Origin of the sequence: Aureimonas endophytica (genome assembly GCF_014642635.1) — a bacterium.
GTDB lineage: Bacteria > Pseudomonadota > Alphaproteobacteria > Rhizobiales > Rhizobiaceae > Plantimonas > Plantimonas endophytica.
In genome coordinates this window covers 209649-226960 of the sequence record NZ_BMIQ01000005.1, presented here as the reverse complement: position 1 = coordinate 226960, position 17312 = coordinate 209649, and the positions used below count along the sequence as shown (strand labels likewise).

At 69.8% G+C, this 17312-nt stretch carries 14 protein-coding genes; 9 read left to right on the top strand and 5 right to left on the bottom strand.

Annotation, left to right across the window (positions count from 1 at the left end; translation table 11 throughout):
* Nucleotides 1-4: 4 nt before the first annotated feature.
* Nucleotides 5-3685, bottom strand: coding sequence for a hypothetical protein (locus tag IEY14_RS16735; protein WP_188910503.1), 3681 nt, complete (start codon nt 3683-3685; stop codon nt 5-7).
* A gap of 1524 nt (nt 3686-5209) precedes the next feature.
* Between IEY14_RS16735 and IEY14_RS16730 the strand changes: the two genes are divergently transcribed.
* The 8 genes from IEY14_RS16730 to IEY14_RS16695 all read left to right on the top strand — a co-directional run bounded on the left by IEY14_RS16730 (nt 5210) and on the right by IEY14_RS16695 (nt 11133).
* Nucleotides 5210-5695: a hypothetical protein gene (locus IEY14_RS16730; RefSeq protein WP_188910501.1), complete on the top strand. Its 486-nt coding sequence runs from the start codon at nt 5210-5212 to the stop codon at nt 5693-5695.
* Nucleotides 5580-6164: a nucleotide-binding protein gene (locus IEY14_RS16725; protein ID WP_244639529.1), complete on the top strand. Its 585-nt coding sequence runs from the start codon at nt 5580-5582 to the stop codon at nt 6162-6164. The genes IEY14_RS16730 and IEY14_RS16725 overlap by 116 nt, the downstream gene beginning before the upstream one ends.
* The gene (gene repB, locus IEY14_RS16720; protein WP_188910497.1) at nt 6161-7168 is read left to right on the top strand and encodes a plasmid partitioning protein RepB; all 1008 of its coding nucleotides are present in this window, start codon (nt 6161-6163) and stop codon (nt 7166-7168) included. The genes IEY14_RS16725 and repB overlap by 4 nt, the downstream gene beginning before the upstream one ends.
* A 730-nt stretch (nt 7169-7898) precedes the next feature.
* Nucleotides 7899-8708 carry a helix-turn-helix domain-containing protein gene (locus IEY14_RS16715; protein ID WP_244639528.1) on the top strand — a complete coding sequence of 270 codons (810 nt, stop codon included), beginning with the start codon at nt 7899-7901 and terminating at the stop codon, nt 8706-8708.
* A 302-nt stretch (nt 8709-9010) separates the two neighbouring features.
* Nucleotides 9011-9316: an STAS domain-containing protein gene (locus IEY14_RS16710; RefSeq protein ID WP_188910495.1), complete on the top strand. Its 306-nt coding sequence runs from the start codon at nt 9011-9013 to the stop codon at nt 9314-9316.
* Nucleotides 9313-9681: a response regulator gene (locus IEY14_RS16705; protein ID WP_188910493.1), complete on the top strand. Its 369-nt coding sequence runs from the start codon at nt 9313-9315 to the stop codon at nt 9679-9681. The genes IEY14_RS16710 and IEY14_RS16705 overlap by 4 nt, the downstream gene beginning before the upstream one ends.
* A 35-nt stretch (nt 9682-9716) precedes the next feature.
* A complete protein-coding gene (locus IEY14_RS16700) occupies nt 9717-10604 on the top strand; it encodes an Hpt domain-containing protein (protein WP_188910491.1) in 888 nt (295 codons plus the stop codon).
* Between the two features lie 142 nt (nt 10605-10746).
* Entirely contained in the window at nt 10747-11133 is a 387-nt protein-coding gene (locus IEY14_RS16695; RefSeq protein WP_188910489.1) for a response regulator, read from the top strand.
* Nucleotides 11134-11510: 377 nt separating this feature from the next.
* Here IEY14_RS16695 and IEY14_RS16690 read toward each other — a convergent pair whose 3' ends face one another.
* From IEY14_RS16690 to IEY14_RS16675, 4 genes are all read right to left on the bottom strand, one after another.
* The gene (locus IEY14_RS16690) at nt 11511-12956 is read right to left on the bottom strand and encodes an FAD-binding oxidoreductase (RefSeq protein WP_188910487.1); all 1446 of its coding nucleotides are present in this window, start codon (nt 12954-12956) and stop codon (nt 11511-11513) included.
* A gap of 4 nt (nt 12957-12960) precedes the next feature.
* Nucleotides 12961-13851, bottom strand: coding sequence for an MBL fold metallo-hydrolase (locus tag IEY14_RS16685; protein ID WP_244639527.1), 891 nt, complete (start codon nt 13849-13851; stop codon nt 12961-12963).
* 5 nt (nt 13852-13856) lie between these two features.
* Complete coding sequence (locus tag IEY14_RS16680; RefSeq protein WP_244639545.1) at nt 13857-14741, bottom strand: shikimate dehydrogenase family protein; 885 nt, start codon at nt 14739-14741, stop codon at nt 13857-13859.
* Between the two features lie 82 nt (nt 14742-14823).
* Entirely contained in the window at nt 14824-15438 is a 615-nt protein-coding gene (locus tag IEY14_RS16675) for a glucose-6-phosphate isomerase (RefSeq protein WP_188910801.1), read from the bottom strand.
* Nucleotides 15439-15731: 293 nt separating this feature from the next.
* On the opposite strand from IEY14_RS16675, the gene IEY14_RS16670 reads away from it, so the two are divergent.
* Entirely contained in the window at nt 15732-17285 is a 1554-nt protein-coding gene (locus IEY14_RS16670) for a xylulokinase (RefSeq protein WP_373288990.1), read from the top strand.
* Nucleotides 17286-17312 lie beyond the last annotated feature (27 nt).

Below are 17312 nucleotides of genomic sequence, written 5' to 3'. Positions count from 1 at the left end.
GAGACTAGTGATGGAGACCTCCCAGGAACTTCGTCGACAGGGTCGAGGCCAGATGCGCGACCGAGGCGGTGCTGCCGGCAAGGCTGGCCGTGCTGGCGGCGACGCTGGATGTCGCCAGGCTGGACAGGGTCGCGGTGGTCGTCGCGACGGAACTCGCGGCATGGCTCGTCGCGTCGCTCATCAGTACGGCGCCGAGGACCGCGCTCGTCGCGCTGGCGCTGCCTGCGAGAAGGCTCGTCGCCGCGCTGGAGGCGGTGCTCGTCGCCGTCGAGGCGGCGGCATGGAGATCGGTGGCGAGGCTCGTGTCGAGGCTGTGGAACAGCGTCACCGGATCGGCGACCGTGGCCGTGACGGCGGTCGTCGGCAGGACGCTCGTCGACAGGGCGGTGGTCAGGGCGATGGCCGGGCTGGAGCCCGCGGAGGAGGAGCCGCCGAGGCCGAGCAGGCTGTCCGCCAGTCCGGCGAGCGGATCGCTCGCCGTCGAGGTCGCGGCATGGAGGCTGTCGATGAGGCCGCTCGTGACATGCGACAGATCGGTGACGCTCCCCGCCGGCGCGGAGGTCGTGTCGAAGAGCGCGCCGGCGAGGCTCGTCACCGGGCTGGCGACGGCGGAGGCGAGCGCCGTCGTCGCGTCGGTGGCGGCGGAGGCGATCGGGCCGAGATCGACATGGGCGCCGATATTCAGATCGATGTCGCCGACCAGCGCCTCGATCGGATCGAGATTGACGGCGATCGGCCCGAGACCCGGCAGCGTCGAGCCGAGATCGACCACGAGATCCGTATCGCCGCCCTGCGACGGTGTGGTGCCCGAGCCGAGGAGCGAACCGGCAAGGTCCGTCAGCGGCGCGGCGGCCGTGGACCCGAGGTCGTGGACCGCGCCAAGGAGCGAGCCGCCGAGATCGGCGAGCGGGACCGTGGAGCCGGCGTCGTGGCCGATGTTCAGCAGGGAGCCACCGAGATCGGCGAGCGGCGTCGTGCCGGTCGAAGCGACGGCATGGACGGTGTCGAGGAGGCCGGTCGCGGCATGGGCTAGATCGGCATTCACGCCAAGATCGATGTCGCCGGTGATGGCCTCGACGGGATCGATATTGACAGCGATCGGCCCGAGACCCGGCAGCGTCGAGCCGAGATCGACCACGAGGTCCGTATCGCCGCCCTGCGACGGCGCCGGGGCGGAGCCGAGCAGCGAGCCGGCGAGGTCCACCAGCGGCGCGGCGGCCGTGGAGCCGAGGTCGTGGACCGCGCCGAGGAGCGAACCGCCGAGATCGGCGAGCGGCGCCGTGACGGTCGAGGCGACGTCGTGGAGGGTGTCGAGGAGGCCGGTTGTGGCCTGAGCCAGATCGGCATTCACGCCGAGATCGATGTCGCCCGTGATGGCTTCGACGGGATCGAGATTGACGGCGATCGGCCCGAGACCCGGCAGCGTCGAGCCGAGATCGACCACGAGGTCCGTATCGCCGCCCTGCGACGGCGCCGGGCCGGAGCCGAGGAGCGAACCGGCGAGATCGGTCAACGGCGCGGCGGCGGTGGAGCCGAGGTCGTGGACCGCACCGAGGAGCGCGCCGCCGAGATCGGCGAGCGGGACCGTGGAGCCGGCATCGTGGCTGATGTTCAGCAAGGAGCCACCAAGGTCGGCGAGCGGCGTCGTGACGGTCGAGGCGGTTTCATGAACAGTGCCGAGGAGGCCGGTGGTGGCCTGAGCCAGATCGGCATTCGCGCCGAGATCGATGTCGATGTCGCCGGTGATGGCTTCGATCGGATCGAGATTGACTTCGACATGACCGGCGAGCGGGCCGAGGATCGGCAGCGCGGCACCGAGATCCACGACGAGATCGGTGTCGCCGCCCTGCGACGGGGCGGCGCCGGAGCCGAGAAGCGAGCCGGCAAGATCCGTCAGCGGCGCGGCGGCGGTGAAGCCGAGGTCGTGGACCGCGCCGAGCAGCGCGCCGCCGAGATCGGCGAGCGGCGCCGTGACGGTCGAGGCGGCGTCGAGGATGCCGGCAGTCGCCTGAGCCAGATCGGCACTCGCGCCGAGATTGATGTCGATGTCGCCGGTGATGGCTTCGACCGGATCGAGATTGACTTCGACATGGCCGACGAGCGGGCCGAGGATCGGCAGGGCCGCCCCGAGATCGACGACGAGATCCGTATCGCCGCTCTGCGACGGGGGTGTGCCCGCGCCGAGGAGCGAGCCGGCGAGGTCGGTCAGCGGCGTCGCGACGGTCGAGGCGGTGTCGTGGACGGTGTCGAGGAGGCCGGTCGCGGCATGGGCCAGGTCGGCATGGACGCCGAGATCGATGTCGATATCGCCGAGGAGCGCCTCGATCGGGTCGAGATTGACCTCGACGTGACCGGCGAGCGGACCCAGCACCGGCAGCGTGGCGCCGAGATCGACGACGAGGTCGGTGTCGCCACCGGCCGGCGCCGCGCCGGGGCCGATGAGGCCGCCGAGCGGATCGGTGATGCCGGAGACCACGGTTCCGACCGTCTCGATAAGGCCCGCGACCGGCTGGGCGAGGTCGAGCCCGGCGCCGATATCGATATCGATGTCGCCGACGATCGCCTCGATCGGATCGAGATTGACCTCGACATGGCCGACGAGCGGACCCAGCGCCGGCAGGATCGCGCCGAGGTCGAGGACGAGATCGGTGTCGCCACCGGCCGGCGGGGTGCCGCCATGGGGCGGGCTGCCGACGGGATCGATGATGCCGGTGACGATGTCGTGCAGCGTGTCGCCGAGCACCGGGCCGAGACCCGGCAGGCCGAGCCCGGCATCGATGTCGATGTCGATATCGCCGAGGATCGCCTCGATCGGATCGAGATTGACGTCGACGCCGAGGACCGGATGCGGCAGGCCGAGATCGATCGTGAGATCGGTGTCGCCGCCGGCGGGCGTGCCCGGATGACCCTCGCCGCCGGGAAGGCCCGGCTGCGGCTGCGGCTGGCCGGCGGGCTCGCCGGACTGCGGGGCGGGACCGCTCGGCTCGCCGACGGGCGCGGGGCCGCCGGGCAGCGCCGGGCCGCCGGGCTGGCCGGGATCATTGGCGGGAACCGGCAGGCCGGGGCCGGCGTCGGGGCCGGAATTCGTGCTCGGGCCGGTGGGCAGACCGGCGGGCAGGCCGGCGGGCGGCGCGGTCTCGATCGTGGTGGGGGCCGGCGCGGGGCCAGGGCCTGCCGCGTCCGGCCCGGCGGCGAGAACCGGGGTGCCGGCCGCGGCCGTCCCCTCCCCGTCCGGCGCCGCGGCGCTGGCGACGCGGACGGCTTCGGCCGCGTTCTGGCCCACCGCCTGCGGCACATGAAGCGTCGCGGCCGTGCCGGCATTCGGCGCCTCGACGGCGATCGCCTCGATCGGAGCGCCGCGCGGGGCGCCGGCCGCGAGAGCCAGCGCGCCCTCGCCCGCCGCCACGCCATCCAGCGCCTCGCCCACCGCCGCGCCGGCGCCGGACATCTCGCCCGGTTCGGAGGCGGTGCTTCCCGCCATCCCCAGGCCCGGCAAGGCCGACGCGCCGAGCTCGACCGCCCCGAAGCCGCCGGTCGGCGCCGCCGCCGACAGGCCGGCGGATTCGCCGGCATGGGCATTCGTCAGATTCACCCCGCCGACGGCGCCCGTCGCCTCGAAGCCGTCGATCGCCTCGTAGAGCTTCGACTGAAGGACGCCATCCATTTCCGCCACCGCACCGACCATCCTTGCACCTGCTCCCTGTCGCTTTTGTTCTGTCTGACCGCCGCGTGGACGGGTTTGAGCCCTGGTGTGGCGTCCGGGGGGATCCGGACCGTGGCGCCCCCGGCTCTTGGAGGCGCCCCGCGATGTCGTTCTCGATCTACTCTTCGAAATCTCCATCTCTTGTTTCGAACGCTAGGATCATCCCCTTCCGAAATTAAAAAATCGTGGCTTCGCATTTTAATGACGCCAGATGTAACTGTTATATCGACTGTACAGATCATGGCGTATATTGCGAAACGACACGCAGGATACGCGAGCGGAGATCTATGTTGCATTCTGCAACGCAGATGACAGCGAGTTTCCGCTCAGTGGTTCTTTTCGAATGCTGATCAGTTACGGCCGGGTGCTGTTGTGCGCGCGCCGGGCGTCGGCGGCCGAGAAAGGAAACGCCGTCCTGTCGCCGAGCCCCGCGACGATGCCGCCGCGTCCCTCTCCCGAGCCGGGAGAGGGTGCCGGCAGGCGGGTGAGGGAGCCGTCGGGCGCAGACGTTGGCATTCGCCATTGGGTGCGGACGCTGGGGCCCGTCATTCCCTCATCCCGCTGGCGCGACCTTCTCCCGACTCGGGAGAAGGAGGAGGCTTTGCGGCCTCCGCCTCCTTCGATGCGGGAGAAGCAGTACGACGGGAGAGGAGAGGCGCCCTTCCTCTCCCCAGCGGGGAGAGGGTGGCCGCGAAGCGGCCGGGTGAGAGGCATGCGGCGGTGGAGATGATCTACGGCCGTTCGGCTTCGCCGACCCCTCATCGCCTGCCGGCACTTCTCCCCGCAGGGGAGAAGAAGGCGGCGGGGCGGCTTCGTCATCTCAAGCACCGCAGAAGCGGCCGATGCGAGCGAGCGTCAACGGCACCACCGCGTCCCTCTCCCGGGCCGGGAGAGGGTGCCGGCAGGCGGGTGAGGGAGCCGTAGGGCACAGGCGGTGGCATTCGCCCTGGGGTGCGGACGCTGGCGCTCTATGGCTCCCTCATCCCGCTGCCGCGACCTTCTCCCGACTCGGGAGAAGGAAGAGGCTGCACGGCCTCAGCCTTTTTAGGCGAGGGCGAAGCAAGACAGCGGTAGAAGGAAGTGCGCCCTTTCCTCTCACCAGCGAGGAGAGCGTGGCCCGTAGGGCCGGGTGAGGGACATGCGGCTGTGGAGATCGTCCAGAGCCGCGCGGCTTTGCCGACCCCTCATCGCCTGCCGGCACTTCTCCCCGCTGGGGAGAAGAAGGCGGCGGCGCGGCTTGGTCCCTCGAACCGCCACCACGGAACTCGGCCGACACCTCATCACAGCACTACGCCGTTGTCAGCAGACAACGCCGCCGCCTTACGCACGACCCCCGGATTCGTTCCCCCTCCCCCGCGAAAGAACCTGTGTGCAATCTTTTCCGAAACTCGTGCATTAACAGGCGGTAAAGCGCCACTCTTGCGACTCGGTGCGAATCGTGACCATTAATTAAGACGGAAATGGAGCGTCTGACGCTCGTATTCCGTCTGGAATCCCGAAGGTCCGATGCCCGCGCCGCAAACCGCCTCGATCCAAACCGGCATTTCCGCCAGCGGGCGCATCGCTCGCCACGCGGAGATTCTGTCGGCCCAGCTCCGCATGATGCGCGACGCGATGTTTCCGCCGACCGCGCAGAAGACGCTGCGCAGTTTTTCCTCCGGCGAGGTGGCGCGTTTCGTCGGCGTGTCAGACGGTTACCTCCGCCAGCTCTCGCTCGACGGGCTCGGCCCGGTGCCCAACTTATCCCCGGGCGGTCGGCGCTCCTATAGTCTCGCGCAGATGAACGATCTGCGCCAATTCCTCGCTTCGCATCGGCCCAAGGAGGCCCTCACCTTTCTGCCGCGCCGCCGCGCGCATGAAAAGCTGCAAGTGCTGCTTGCAGGGCTATCGCGTCTTGGCGATCGATCTCGATCCCCAGGCTTCGCTCTCCGCCAGGCGCGGCGGCCGATGCGCGAGGTGGTGCGGCCGACCTATTTCGACGGCACGCCATGATGCAGGGTGGGCGGGGCCGCGACGTGTTCTTCCGCCGCGTCGCCGGCGCGATCGAGTCGGGGCGCTGAACGCGGCGACGGCCATGCTGGTGACCATCCATCCGCAGATGGTCGACATCGCCTCGATGAGCCAGTTCCTGCTGATGACCGCCGATCTGATGTCGGTGATCGAGGAGGCGGGCGGCCAACTCGATCTCGACTTCGTGCGTTATGTCGTGACGCGGCACGACCCGAACGACGTGCCGGAGGCGCAGATCGTCGCGTTGCTGCGCGGGCTCTTCGCCGAGGATGTCCTGGCGGCGACCGCCTGGAAATCGACGGCCATCGCCAATGCCGGCCTCACCAAGCAGTCGCTCTACGAGCTCGACCGCGGCTCGGTGGGCCGCGCCGCCTATGACCGGGCGCTGGAAAGCATGAACGCGGTGAATGGCGAGATCGAAGGGCTCGTCGGAAAGGTCTGGGGTCGATGAGCAAGCGGTCGAAATCGCTCGCCTCGATCTTCGCGGCGCGTCCGGCGGAGGGGGAGTTGTCCGCAGACAACGCGGCGCGGGTGCCGCGCGTCTCCGCCGGCTCGGTGCGCTCGATGAAGGAGAGCTTCAGCCAGGTCGAGCGCGAGAACGAGGCCTTGCGCCAGAGCCTCGCCGAAGGCTCGCAGATCGTCGAGGTCGATCCCTTCCTCATCGACCCCTCGCCCTTCGCCGACCGGTTTCCAGACGACGAGAATTCCGAGGCCTTCGAGGCGCTGAAGGCCTCGATCGCCGAGAACGGCCAGGAGATCCCGGTGCTGCTGCGCGTCCATCCGCTGGATGCCGCGCGCTACCAGACCGCCTTCGGCCATCGCCGGGTGCGCGCGGCGCGGGCGCTGGCGCGGCCGGTGCGGGCCGTGGTGCGGGCGCTGGACGACGAGGCGCTGGCCGTGGCGCAGGGGCTGGAAAATTCCGCCCGGCAGGACCTTACCTTCATCGAGCGCGCGGTCTTCGCGGCGCGGCTGGAGGATAGCGGCCGCAGCCGGCACGTGATCCAGCAGGCGCTCAGCGTCGACAAGGCGGAGGCCTCGAAGCTGATTGCCATCGCGCGGGGCGTGCCGGAGCGGGTGCTGCGCCATGTCGGGCGGGCGCCGAAGATCGGGCGCGGCCGCTGGCTGGCCTTGGCCGAGGCGCTGAAGGACCCGCAGGCGCGGGCCCGGATCGAGCGCCGCATGGCGGATCTCGACCGCGTCCCGGCGGAGTCCGACGCGCGCTTCACGGCGCTGCTCGCCGCCGCGAGCGCGACCAAAGCCGCCCCGCCGACGGAACGCTCCGTCATCGCCCATTCCGGCCGTCGCATCGCTTCGCTGATTGCGGGCGATCGCGACGCGCGCTTCGTCATCGACCGGGATCTCGGTCCGTCCTTCGCCGAATTCCTCGCCGCGCGGCTGCCCGCGCTCTACGAGGATTACACGGCGCGGATGGGCGAGGGGCCGGAGCAGGAATGACCGGGCGCCGGGCGTATCCCGCCCGGCTCTCGGCCGGAGCCCTTCGGGCTCGATCACGTCACCGTCGCCGGGCTTTCTGAGGAAGAGCCGGGGACTTCAGCAGAGGAGCCGACAGGCAAAAGAAAAAGGCCCCCGAAACTCACGTCCCGGAAGCCTTCTCGTCGTCTAGCAACCCGAGAATCGCATTTCCGCTTCAGCTTTGCAAGCCTGGGACGCCCATTCGGCGAGCGGATTTCTTTGCCTCGATGAAGGGCAAGGACATGGCGATGCATATCTCGGAGCCGGCGCTCCGGGCGCCGGACCCTCGCGTCCGTCGTCAACAGGCTGGTGGGCCTTTGGGCCCGATCGCGCGCATGCATGCCGTCCGGCATGCGGGGCCTGCCAGCGCGCGTCCCGATCTCTGCTCATCCTCGCTTCGGTTCGACGCGGCCCCTGAGGCGGCGCGGGCAGGCGAGGCGCGTCGCGCCTCGACCCGTCGCCCGTGCTCTCACCCAGCGGCCGTGAACCTCATCGGCTGGAAGGGGCGCCGCCTGGGCGCGCGCCGCCCGCCGCCGCTTCGCATCAACAGGGAGACGCCATAGGCAAAGAAAAAGGCCCCGAAGCGGGAGCCGCCGGAGCCTCGTTCTGATCTGCTTGGTCGCGGTCAGACTTAAGCTCCTCCGATCTCATCGTCAAGTGACAACGCGGCTTTCCGCCACGGGCTCGCTTTGCCTCGCGCAAGGACGGCACCATGGTGGCAGATCGATATCGCACGCCCATCGGCGTGCCACGGCCGACGCTTGCCTCGCGGGACGGGGAGGGCGCGGGAGCGGATCTGCTCAGCCTTCTGCCGGCGCCCGACCTCGCGCCGCATCCGGATTTCGCGGCCCGCGTCGCGATCTGGCGGATGCAGGCCGACGGGCTGATCTCGCTCGCCGAGGCGCAGCGGCGCTCGGCCAATATCGGCCGCGCGGCGGCGGTGCGGGAGGCGCGGCGCCTTGCCCCCGCCCGGCCGCGCCACACGCGTGCCGAACCGAACCAGAGCCGGCAATATGCCCGCGACATGGCGACGACGGCGGCGCGCGACGACCGCCTGACGCCGAATGCCAAGGCCTTCCTCCAGGTGCTGCGCGCCCGCTGCGGCAAGGGGCGGGAGACGACCATCACCAAGGGCACCGCCGGCAACATCATGGCGCGCTCCACCCGCACCATTCGCCGCTATCTCGTCGATCTGGTGCGCTTCGGCTATGTGGAGCTGGCGATCGCCAAGAATGCGCGCGGCCTGCATCTCGGCCTGACGATCCGCCTCACCGAACGCGTGCTGCCCTTCTACGAGGAGGCGAAGGGCCTCGCGCGCTGGCTCGCCGAAACGCCCGCCGCCCTGTTCCGCCCCTTCGCCGGCAAGGCGCTTGGGTTGGATAGGGTGACACTTCTGTCATCCAAAAACCAAACCCAAACCATCCATCCTCCAGAGTCCTCCAGACCCATGGCCAGAAGCCGACAAGCGGCTTCTGAAAAGCTTTGGAAAAGAGGAGGAGCAAGTTCCATGCCCGATTCCTGAGGCGCGTCCAGGGCCCGTTCTGGCGATTTTCGCCCTGTCTTCGGCAGGCGCGGGGCGGAGCCATGGTCCAGATCCGTCGCGGCTCCCGCTCATCCGTTCCTCCCGGTTGCCGCGATCCGCAGCATGGACCGAGTAGAGTAAATGAAGCGCTACCGACGGGTAAATCTTCGCTTCAACATAGTTCGACACGCTCGTTTAAAGCTTCGGCGGCATCATGCATCTCGAAGGTTGTCCGGGGCCGTTGTTGACGGGCGTCGGGCGAAACCTCAGCCATGCCATCGCGGTTTGTTCGGAGAACCTTGATGAATCAGCCACCGCCTCTGTCGTCCTCGCCCCGGCTCGACTTGCCGGCGATCCTCGACATCAAGGCCGCGGCATCCTTGCACGAGGCGGTGCTCGCCCGGCGCGGCGCCGATCTCGTGCTCGACGCCTCGCAGGTGCAGCGCCTCGGCGGCCAATGCCTCCAGATCCTCTGCGGCGCGGTCGCCGCCTGGCAGGACGAGGGCCGCGCGGTCACGATTGCGGCGCCGTCGCGCAATTTCGAGGAAGGGCTCGCCCTTCTCGGCTTCACCATTCAATCGCTCACCGGCAAGGACGCCGTACAATGACGATGACCATTCTGACGGTCGATGATTCCCGCACGATGCGGCAGATGCTGTTTCAGGCTCTGAACGGGGCGGGGTTCAACGTGGTGCAGGCCGAGGACGGCGTGCATGGCCTGGAAGTGCTGGACGGCATGGACCTGCCGGACGTGATCGTGACGGACGTCAACATGCCGCGCATGGACGGGCTGGAATTCATCGAGCATGTGCGCGCCGATGCCGAGCGCCGCGCCATCCCCATCCTGGTGCTGACCACCGAAAGCGACGCCGAGAAGAAGGCTCGCGCCCGCCGCGCCGGCGCCACCGGCTGGATCGTCAAGCCCTTCGACCCCGTCAAGCTCGTCGACGCCATCAACCGCGTCGCCGCCTGAGCCGCAAGCCGACCGAGCAGCCAAGGAACTTTCGCATGGATGCGATGGCCGAAATCCGGCAGACCTTCTTCGAGGAATGCGCCGAGGGCTTGCGCGAACTGGACGCGAGCCTGCTAGCGATCGGCGGGGGCGACCGCAGCCTCGACACGGCCAATGTCGCCTTTCGCGCCGTCCATTCGATCAAGGGCGGCGGCGGCGCCTTCCATTTCGACGATCTCGTGCATTTCGCCCATCTGTTCGAGGCGATGCTGGACGAGATCCGCAACGAGCGGCTGGAGCCGAGCGCGCCGGTGCTCGATCTGGCGCAGCGCTCGGCCCGGCAGCTCGCCGATCTCGTCGCCGCCGCGCGCGACCGGGACCGGATGATGGGCCTCGTCGAGGAACTGAAGGCCTATTCCGGCGAGAAGGGCGCGGCCATCGCCCGCTTCTGGTCGGGCGGCAGCGCGCCGGAAGGCGACGACGGCATGGAGGGGCTGGAATTCGTGCCGGTCGAGATCGACCTGTCGGACGTCTTCGGCGCCCTGCCGGAAACCACCTATCGCATCACCTTCCGGCCCCAGCCGGAACTCTACCAGAAGGCCAACGAGGCGGCGCGGCTCATCCGCGACTGTCTGGCGCTCGGCACGGGCAGCGTCCGCTGCGACACGGGGGACCTGCCGCCGCTCGCCGAGATCGAGCCGGAAGGCGCCTATTTCACCTGGACGATCGAGCTGACGACGCGCTCCAGCGAAGCCGATATCCGCGCCGTCTTCGAATTCGCCGAATGGGATTGCGAGCTCGCCGTCGAGGCGATGCCGGAGGAGACGGGGGAGGGCGCGCCCTCGCTCGACGCCGCCTTCGCCTCGCTGCTCATGCAGATCCAGTCCGAACCCGGCGCGGAATTCGTTCCCGACGAGGAGGAACCGGCGGTGGAACCGGCTTGAGGCGGTCGCGCCGCATCGCTTCCGCCCCGCCGCCGGGGCGGCGGCTCGAAACTTTCGAGAAACCCAAGGTGAACGCTGGCTCGGACGATCGCTTCGGCGGGTGCGGGCAGAGCGGAACAAGAAGATCAGAGGAAATCCGACCATGAGCCTCAGGGCACAATTGAAGGTCATGATCGTCGACGACCAGCGCACCAGCCGCATGCTGATCCGCGACGCCCTCGACCAGCTCGGCATCCGCAACATCGTCACCGCCGAAGACGGTGAACAGGCCCTCAAATCCATGATGGCCTCGCCCTGCCATATCGTCATCTCCGACTTCAACATGCCGAAACTCGACGGCCTCCAGCTCCTCCAGGCCATCCGCTCCTACGCGCCCACCAAAAAGGTGCCTTTCATCATCCTTTCGGGCCGCGGCAACAAGGAGCTCGTCCAGAAGGCCGCCGCCCTCGGCGTCAACAACTTCCTGGTGAAACCCATCACCGTTCCCGTCCTCCAGAAGACGATCGAAGCGGTCGTCGGGCGGCTCTGACGGCGCCTGAATCTTCGCAAGTCCGGCCCTGCCTCGCCGCTTCGCACCGCCTCGCCAGTTCGTCATCCCGGCCTTGCGCCGGGATCCATTCCAAGCCGGTCGCGTCAGGCCGGGAGCGTGGCGGACGAAGGTCGGTCTCTAATATAACCCAGGCGGTTCGGCCGAGGCATGGATCCCGGCTCGGGGCCGGGATGACGACGCGGAAACGGGGGTGCCGAGGACTGCAGGCATGGCCGCAGCGATGCGAGGCACTGTATGGCGCGCTGCGTCCATCGCTGGACGCAAGACCGTCGAATCTTTGCCGAGGATATAGTGTCTCGGCCCGTCCTATAGTTAGATAATACTGAAGGACGACTTGCGGCGGCGCTCGCGGATCGTCACGGGGCCGGCGGCTCGGCCGGGCGGCGGTCGAAGATGCGGCCGCTGCTGAAGCGGTGGTCGGGGTCGAGCATGTCCTTCAGGCCGCGCATCAGGTCGAGCGTCACGGGGTCGATCCGCGCCATCAGCGCGCGCTTCTTCGACCGGCCGATGCCGTGCTCGGCGCTGATCGAGCCGGCGAAGCGGTCGACCGCCGTGAAGATCACCTCCTCGGCCTCGGCGAACAGGCGCTTGCGCGCCTCTCTCGACCAGTCGGCGGGCGGCACGACGTTGAGGTGGATATTGCCGTCGCCGACATGGCCGTAGGTGATCGGCCGCCCCTCCGGCAGGCTGCCGGCGAGTTCGGCGAGGACGCTGTCCAGAAAGGCCGGGATCGCGGCGATCGGCACGGAGACGTCGGTGCGGTAATAGGGGCCGCCCCGGCTCTGCGCCTCGACCATCGCCTCGCGATAGAACCAGAGCCTGTCCGCCTGGGCGCGGCTGGTGGCGATCGTGCCGTCGAGAAGATGCTCGCCCGCCTCCTCCAGCGCCCGTTCGAGAACGGCGCGCAGATCGACGCTGCCGCCGGCGGCAAGCTCCATCAGCACATAGACCGGACAGCGGGTCTCCAGCGGATCGCCGAGCTCCGGGCGGTGGGCGAGGGCGAGATCCAGCCCGTCGCGCAGGATCAGTTCGAAGGCGGACAGCAGATCGCTGCAGCTGCGCCGCGCCCTCGCATAGAGCGCCATCGCCTCCTCGACGCTGGCAAGGCCGATCAGCGCCGTCTCGACCTGCGTCGGCTTCGGAAACAGCTTCAGCGCGGCGGCGGTGACGATGCCGAGCGTGCCTTCCGCGCCGATGAAGAGCTGCTTCAGGTCGTAGCCGCGATTGTCCTTCCGCAGCGTGCGCAGCCCGTTCCAGATCCGCCCGTCCGGCAGCACCACTTCGAGCCCGAGCACGAGGTCGCGCGTCATGCCGTAGCGCAGCACGTTGAAGCCGCCGGCATTGGTCGAGACATTGCCGCCGATGCGGCAGGAGCCCTGCGCGCCGAAGGTGATGGGCAGGAGGAGATCGGCGGCATCCGCCGCCTGCTTGGCCGTTTCCAGGACGCAGCCCGCCTCCACCACCATCGTATAGCCGATGGGATCGAGGCTGCGCACCGCGCTCATCCGGTCGAGCGAGACGACGACTTCCGGCGGCGCCTCGCCCGGCACCGCCGCGCCGACGAGGCCGGTGAGACCCCCCTGCGGCACGAGGCCGAGGCCGAGCGCGGCGCAGCGGCGGACGAGCGCCGCGAGCTCCTCCGCCGAGCGCGGCCGCGCGACGGCGAAGCTCGTGCCGGCATAGTCGCCCGTCCGGTCGCGGCCATAGCCGGCGGCAAGATCGGGATCGGCGACGAGGAAGTCGGCCGGAAAGCCGGCGGCCAGCTCGGCGAGCGAGGGGAGGGGGGAAAGGGAGGAACTCATCGCGTCAGGCCCTGTCTGCGGCGGCAAGCCGGATTTCCGACCCGATGCGGGCAGGAACGAGCCGGGCGCCGAGACCGGGCTCGGCCGCCTTCGCCTCGATCTCCGGCAGGGACCGCGTGTTGAAGGCGAAGAGGCCATGATGATGGGCGATCATGGCCGGAATGCCGACGGCGCCCGTCAGCGCCAGCGCCTCGTCCAGCGTCAGATTGCCGGCGATGCCTTGCGCGGCGAGGGCGGCGGAGCGGCCGTTGACGGGCAGAAGCGCCAGATCGGCGCGGAGCGCCCGCACCTCCTCGACCTGGCCGGGAAAGGGCACCGTGTCGCCGGAATGGAAGAGGGTGAGCGGCGCGCGGGCCGGATGCGCGAAGGAAAGGCCGTAGCCGAGAAAGCGGTGATGGCCTTCCGCGTCGCGCTCCAGCGTCTCGTGCGCGGCGCGCGTCGCCGTCACTACGAGGCCGGGCAGCGGCTCTGTCTTCTCGCCGGCCTCCATCGCGATCAGCCGTTCGGGCGAGACGCCCGCCCGGCGCATCGCCTCCGCCGCGCTCGCCTTCGGCACGACGAAGCGCAGGCCCGGCAGGCGGGCGGCGAGGGGGGCGAGCGTGCCGGGGTCCATATGGTCGGTATGGTGATGGGTGACGATGACGAGATCGACGGCGCCGAGCGCCTCCGGCTCGATCGGCGCCGGCATCAGCCGTTCGTGCGGCGTCGCGCGGCCGCGATATTTCTCGGCCAGCGTGTCGGAGAGATAGGGATCGATCAGCAGCCGGTGGCGCCCGGCCTGGATGAGGAATCCGGCCTGCCCGAGCCAGTGCAGCACGACATCGGCGCCGCTGTCGGCGACGAGGCGCTCGGCCAGCGGCGCCGCGACGCGCGTTTCGGTGAGACTGGCCGCCACGGCGCTCAGGCCGCCTTGCCGAGATCGTCGGCGATGCGGGAGATGGCGTCGAAATCCGGCCCGGCGGTCGGGATGTCGATGGCGAAGACCTCGGCGATCACCCGCGTCCAGCCATGGATGAAATAGACCCAGCCGTTCTCCACTTGGAGGTCGCTTGCGTCCGCCTGCGCTCTCGCCTGATCGAGAAAGACGAGATCGCCGCGATAGTTGAGGTCCCAGGCGATGCCGCCGTTCGGAAAGCGGGCGGCCTCCGTCAGCGGCGAGCCCGGCGCGTCCTTGCCGAGGCCGGTGGCGTTGACGGTGAGCGAGCCGGGCTTCAGCCCCCCGACCAGCGCGTCGTTGGTCACCGGCGTCTCGGCGAGCACATAGTGGATCGGCACGCCCGGCGGCAGCGCGGCATGGAGGCGGCGGATCTCGGCGAGCCGCTCCGGATCGCGGTCGGAGACGGTGATGCGCGAGGGGCGGTTCGCGCCGCGTTCCAGCCGCGTCAGGGCCCAGACGATGGCGATGGTCGAGCCGCCGGCGCCGATGGAGAGAAGCTCCGCCCCCGTCTGCGCGAAATGGTCCGGCGGCAGGAAGGCGTCAAGCGCGAGGCCGGAGGTGATCGGGTCCTTGGCATGGCAGACGAGCCGGCCCTGGCGCTTCGACAGGCAGCTCGTCTCGTCCATGGCGGCGGCCAGCGGGTCGATCTCGTCGAAGAGGTCGCGGCAGGCCTTGAAGAGGTCGATCTTGTGCGTCGTCACAAGCGCGCCGAGCGACAGGGGATCGGCCTTGATGAAGGCGACGGCCTCGCGATAGGCGGCGGGATCGGCATGGAGCGGGAAGTCCAGGCCCTTGATCACCGCCTCGCCGAGGCCGAGATGGCGCGCCCAGGCGGGAAAGACCCGCATGATCGAACTCTTCGCCGTGGTCACGCCGATGAAGTAGAAGGTCGGCCGCGTGGCGGGCTCCAGGGTCACGGGCATCGTCCGGTCAGGCGGCGGTGGCGAAGACGCGCTCGACTTCGGCGGCGTCGCGCGGGCGATAGGCGGCATTGTCCACCGCGCGCCAGCCCGTCGCCCCGTCCGCCACGATGCGCTGGCGCATGCCGCCGGCGCGGGCGATGATGTCGTAGTCCTGGCCGGAATCGGCCGGATAGGCGAAGGTCATCACCAGATCCTCCGCGCCGACATTCACCGAGCGGTGGATCCAGTAGGGCGGCACGTAGCAGACGGTCTTCGGGCCGATCTCGACGATGCGGATCTCGCCGTCCGGCGATTCCAGGAGCATCAGGCCCGCGCCGCTTTCGCCGTAATAGATCTCGGGCCGGTTGGCGACGGCATGGATATGGCCGCGCGTGACGAAATATTCCTCGCCCACCCGGCCGGGCGCCATGCGGGTGATGCCGAAGATCATGTCGCCCGCCCCGAGCGTCGGCTTCAGGTCCTCCACCGCGTAGACGACCGGGTCGCCGGACGCCAGGAGAGCGGCGAAGGCCGCCTCGTCGGCATAGATGCCGTGAAGGTCCGACAGGCGCTTCTCGTAGCGGCCCGTGCCCCCGGCGAGCCGTCCCTCTTCGATCTCGACGGTACAGCGGACCGGCTCCATGATCGTCACGCTTGATCCTCCCCCAGGCGATGCGGGCGGGCGGACCGAGGTCCGAGCCGCCAATTCCTGTAATTAAACTACACAAAAATCGGCGCTCCGCAACGCGAACGCGCTTACGCGGTGCTTTTTGCGCCGCAGCAACGAATGATCGTGGCGTGCGAGGCAATTTCTTGTAAGTTTAGTACATGATCCGGTGTAGGCCGGCAGGGGGGTGACGATGTTGAAGCTTGCGGATCGCCGCCGCTCCGGCGCGGCCGAGCCGGACATGCGGCCGGTTCGGGGAGGCTGACGCCATGGCGCGCGCCCCCTTGGTGAAGGACCTCACTCTGTCCATCGATGTCGGCACCGGCAGCGTCCGGGCGGCGCTGGTCGATCGCGGCGGCGCGATCCTGGCGCTGGACGCGGTGGAGCAGCAGCAGATCGTGCCGGCCTTCGGCTGGGCCGAGCAGGAGGTGGAGGGCTGGTGGCGCGGCGCGGCGCGGGCCGTGCGCGCGGTGCTGAACCGCGTGCCGGAGGCCGCCGCGCGGATCGAAGCCGTCGCGGCCTGCGGCCAGATGCACGGCACGGTGCTGGTCGATGCCGAGGGCCGCCCGGTGCGGCCGACCGCGCCGCTCTGGAACGACAAGCGCACGGTGGAGCGCGTCGCCGCCTTCGAGGCGACCCATGCCGCACGGGACTATCTGCCGCTCACCGCCAATCCGGCGACGCCCGCCTGGCCGGCCTTCAAGCTCGCCTGGCTGCGCGACGACGATCCGGCCGCCTTCGCGCGCGCGGCCCATGTCCTGATGCCGAAGGACTTCGTCAATCTCCGCCTCACCGGCGAGGTGGCGATGGACCGGGGCGACGCCTCCTGCTCCTTCCTGATGGACGCCGGAAGCGGCGCCTGGTCGGCGGAGCTCGCCGCGCTCTTCGGCCTCGACCGCGCGCTCCTGCCGCCGATCCGCGACGGGCTGGAGATCCTCGGCACCGTGACGCGCGAGGCGGCGCGGGAGACCGGGCTCCTCGAGGGCACGCCGGTGCTGGTCGGCGGCGCCGACTATCCGATGGCGCTCTACGGCTCCGGCGCCTGTCGGCCGGGCCTCGCCTCGGATGTCACCGGCACGTCCTGCATCCTCACCCTCATCGCGAAGGCGCCGCTGCTCGATCCCGAGATCTGCAACGTGGCGACGGTGGAGGGCAATTGGGGGCCCTTCGTGCTGCTGGAGACCGGCGGCGACGGCATGCGCTGGGCGCGCCGGGCGCTCCACGGCAATGCGAGCGGCTACGAGCGGCTGGTGGCGCAGGCGGCCGAGGCCCGGCCCGGCTCCGACGCCCTGTTCTTCCTGCCCTATCTCGCGGGCGAGCGGCTGGGGCGGCACCGCAATGCGCGGGCGCAGTTCTTCGGCCTCGCCGCCGCCCACGGCCTGCCCGAGATGCAGCGCGCGATTCTGGAAGGCGTCGGCTTCGCGGCGGCACGGCATCTGCGCATCATGGAGCGCGCCGCCGGGCGGCCGGTGGAGCGGGTGATCGCGTCGGGCGGCGGCGCCAAGACCGAGCTCTGGCTGCGCATCAAGGCCAGCATCTACGGCGTGCCGATCCTGGTGCCGGAGGAGGCGGAATGCGGCGTCGTCGGCTGCGCCGCGCTCGCCCAGACCGCGACGGGCCGGCACCGCGATCTCGTCGCGGCGGCGGGCGCCCTGGTGCGCCACGGCGCCGAGATCGCCCCGGAGCCTGCCTGGGCCGAGCTCTATGCCCGCATGCAGCCCATCTTCGACCGGCTCTACGCCCAGAGCCAGCCGCTCTACGACGCGCTCGACGCGCTGGCCGCCCCGCGCGGCACGGTGGACGAAGCCGCCCGACCGGACTAGGCAACCCCGCGAAGGGCGGCGGTCACG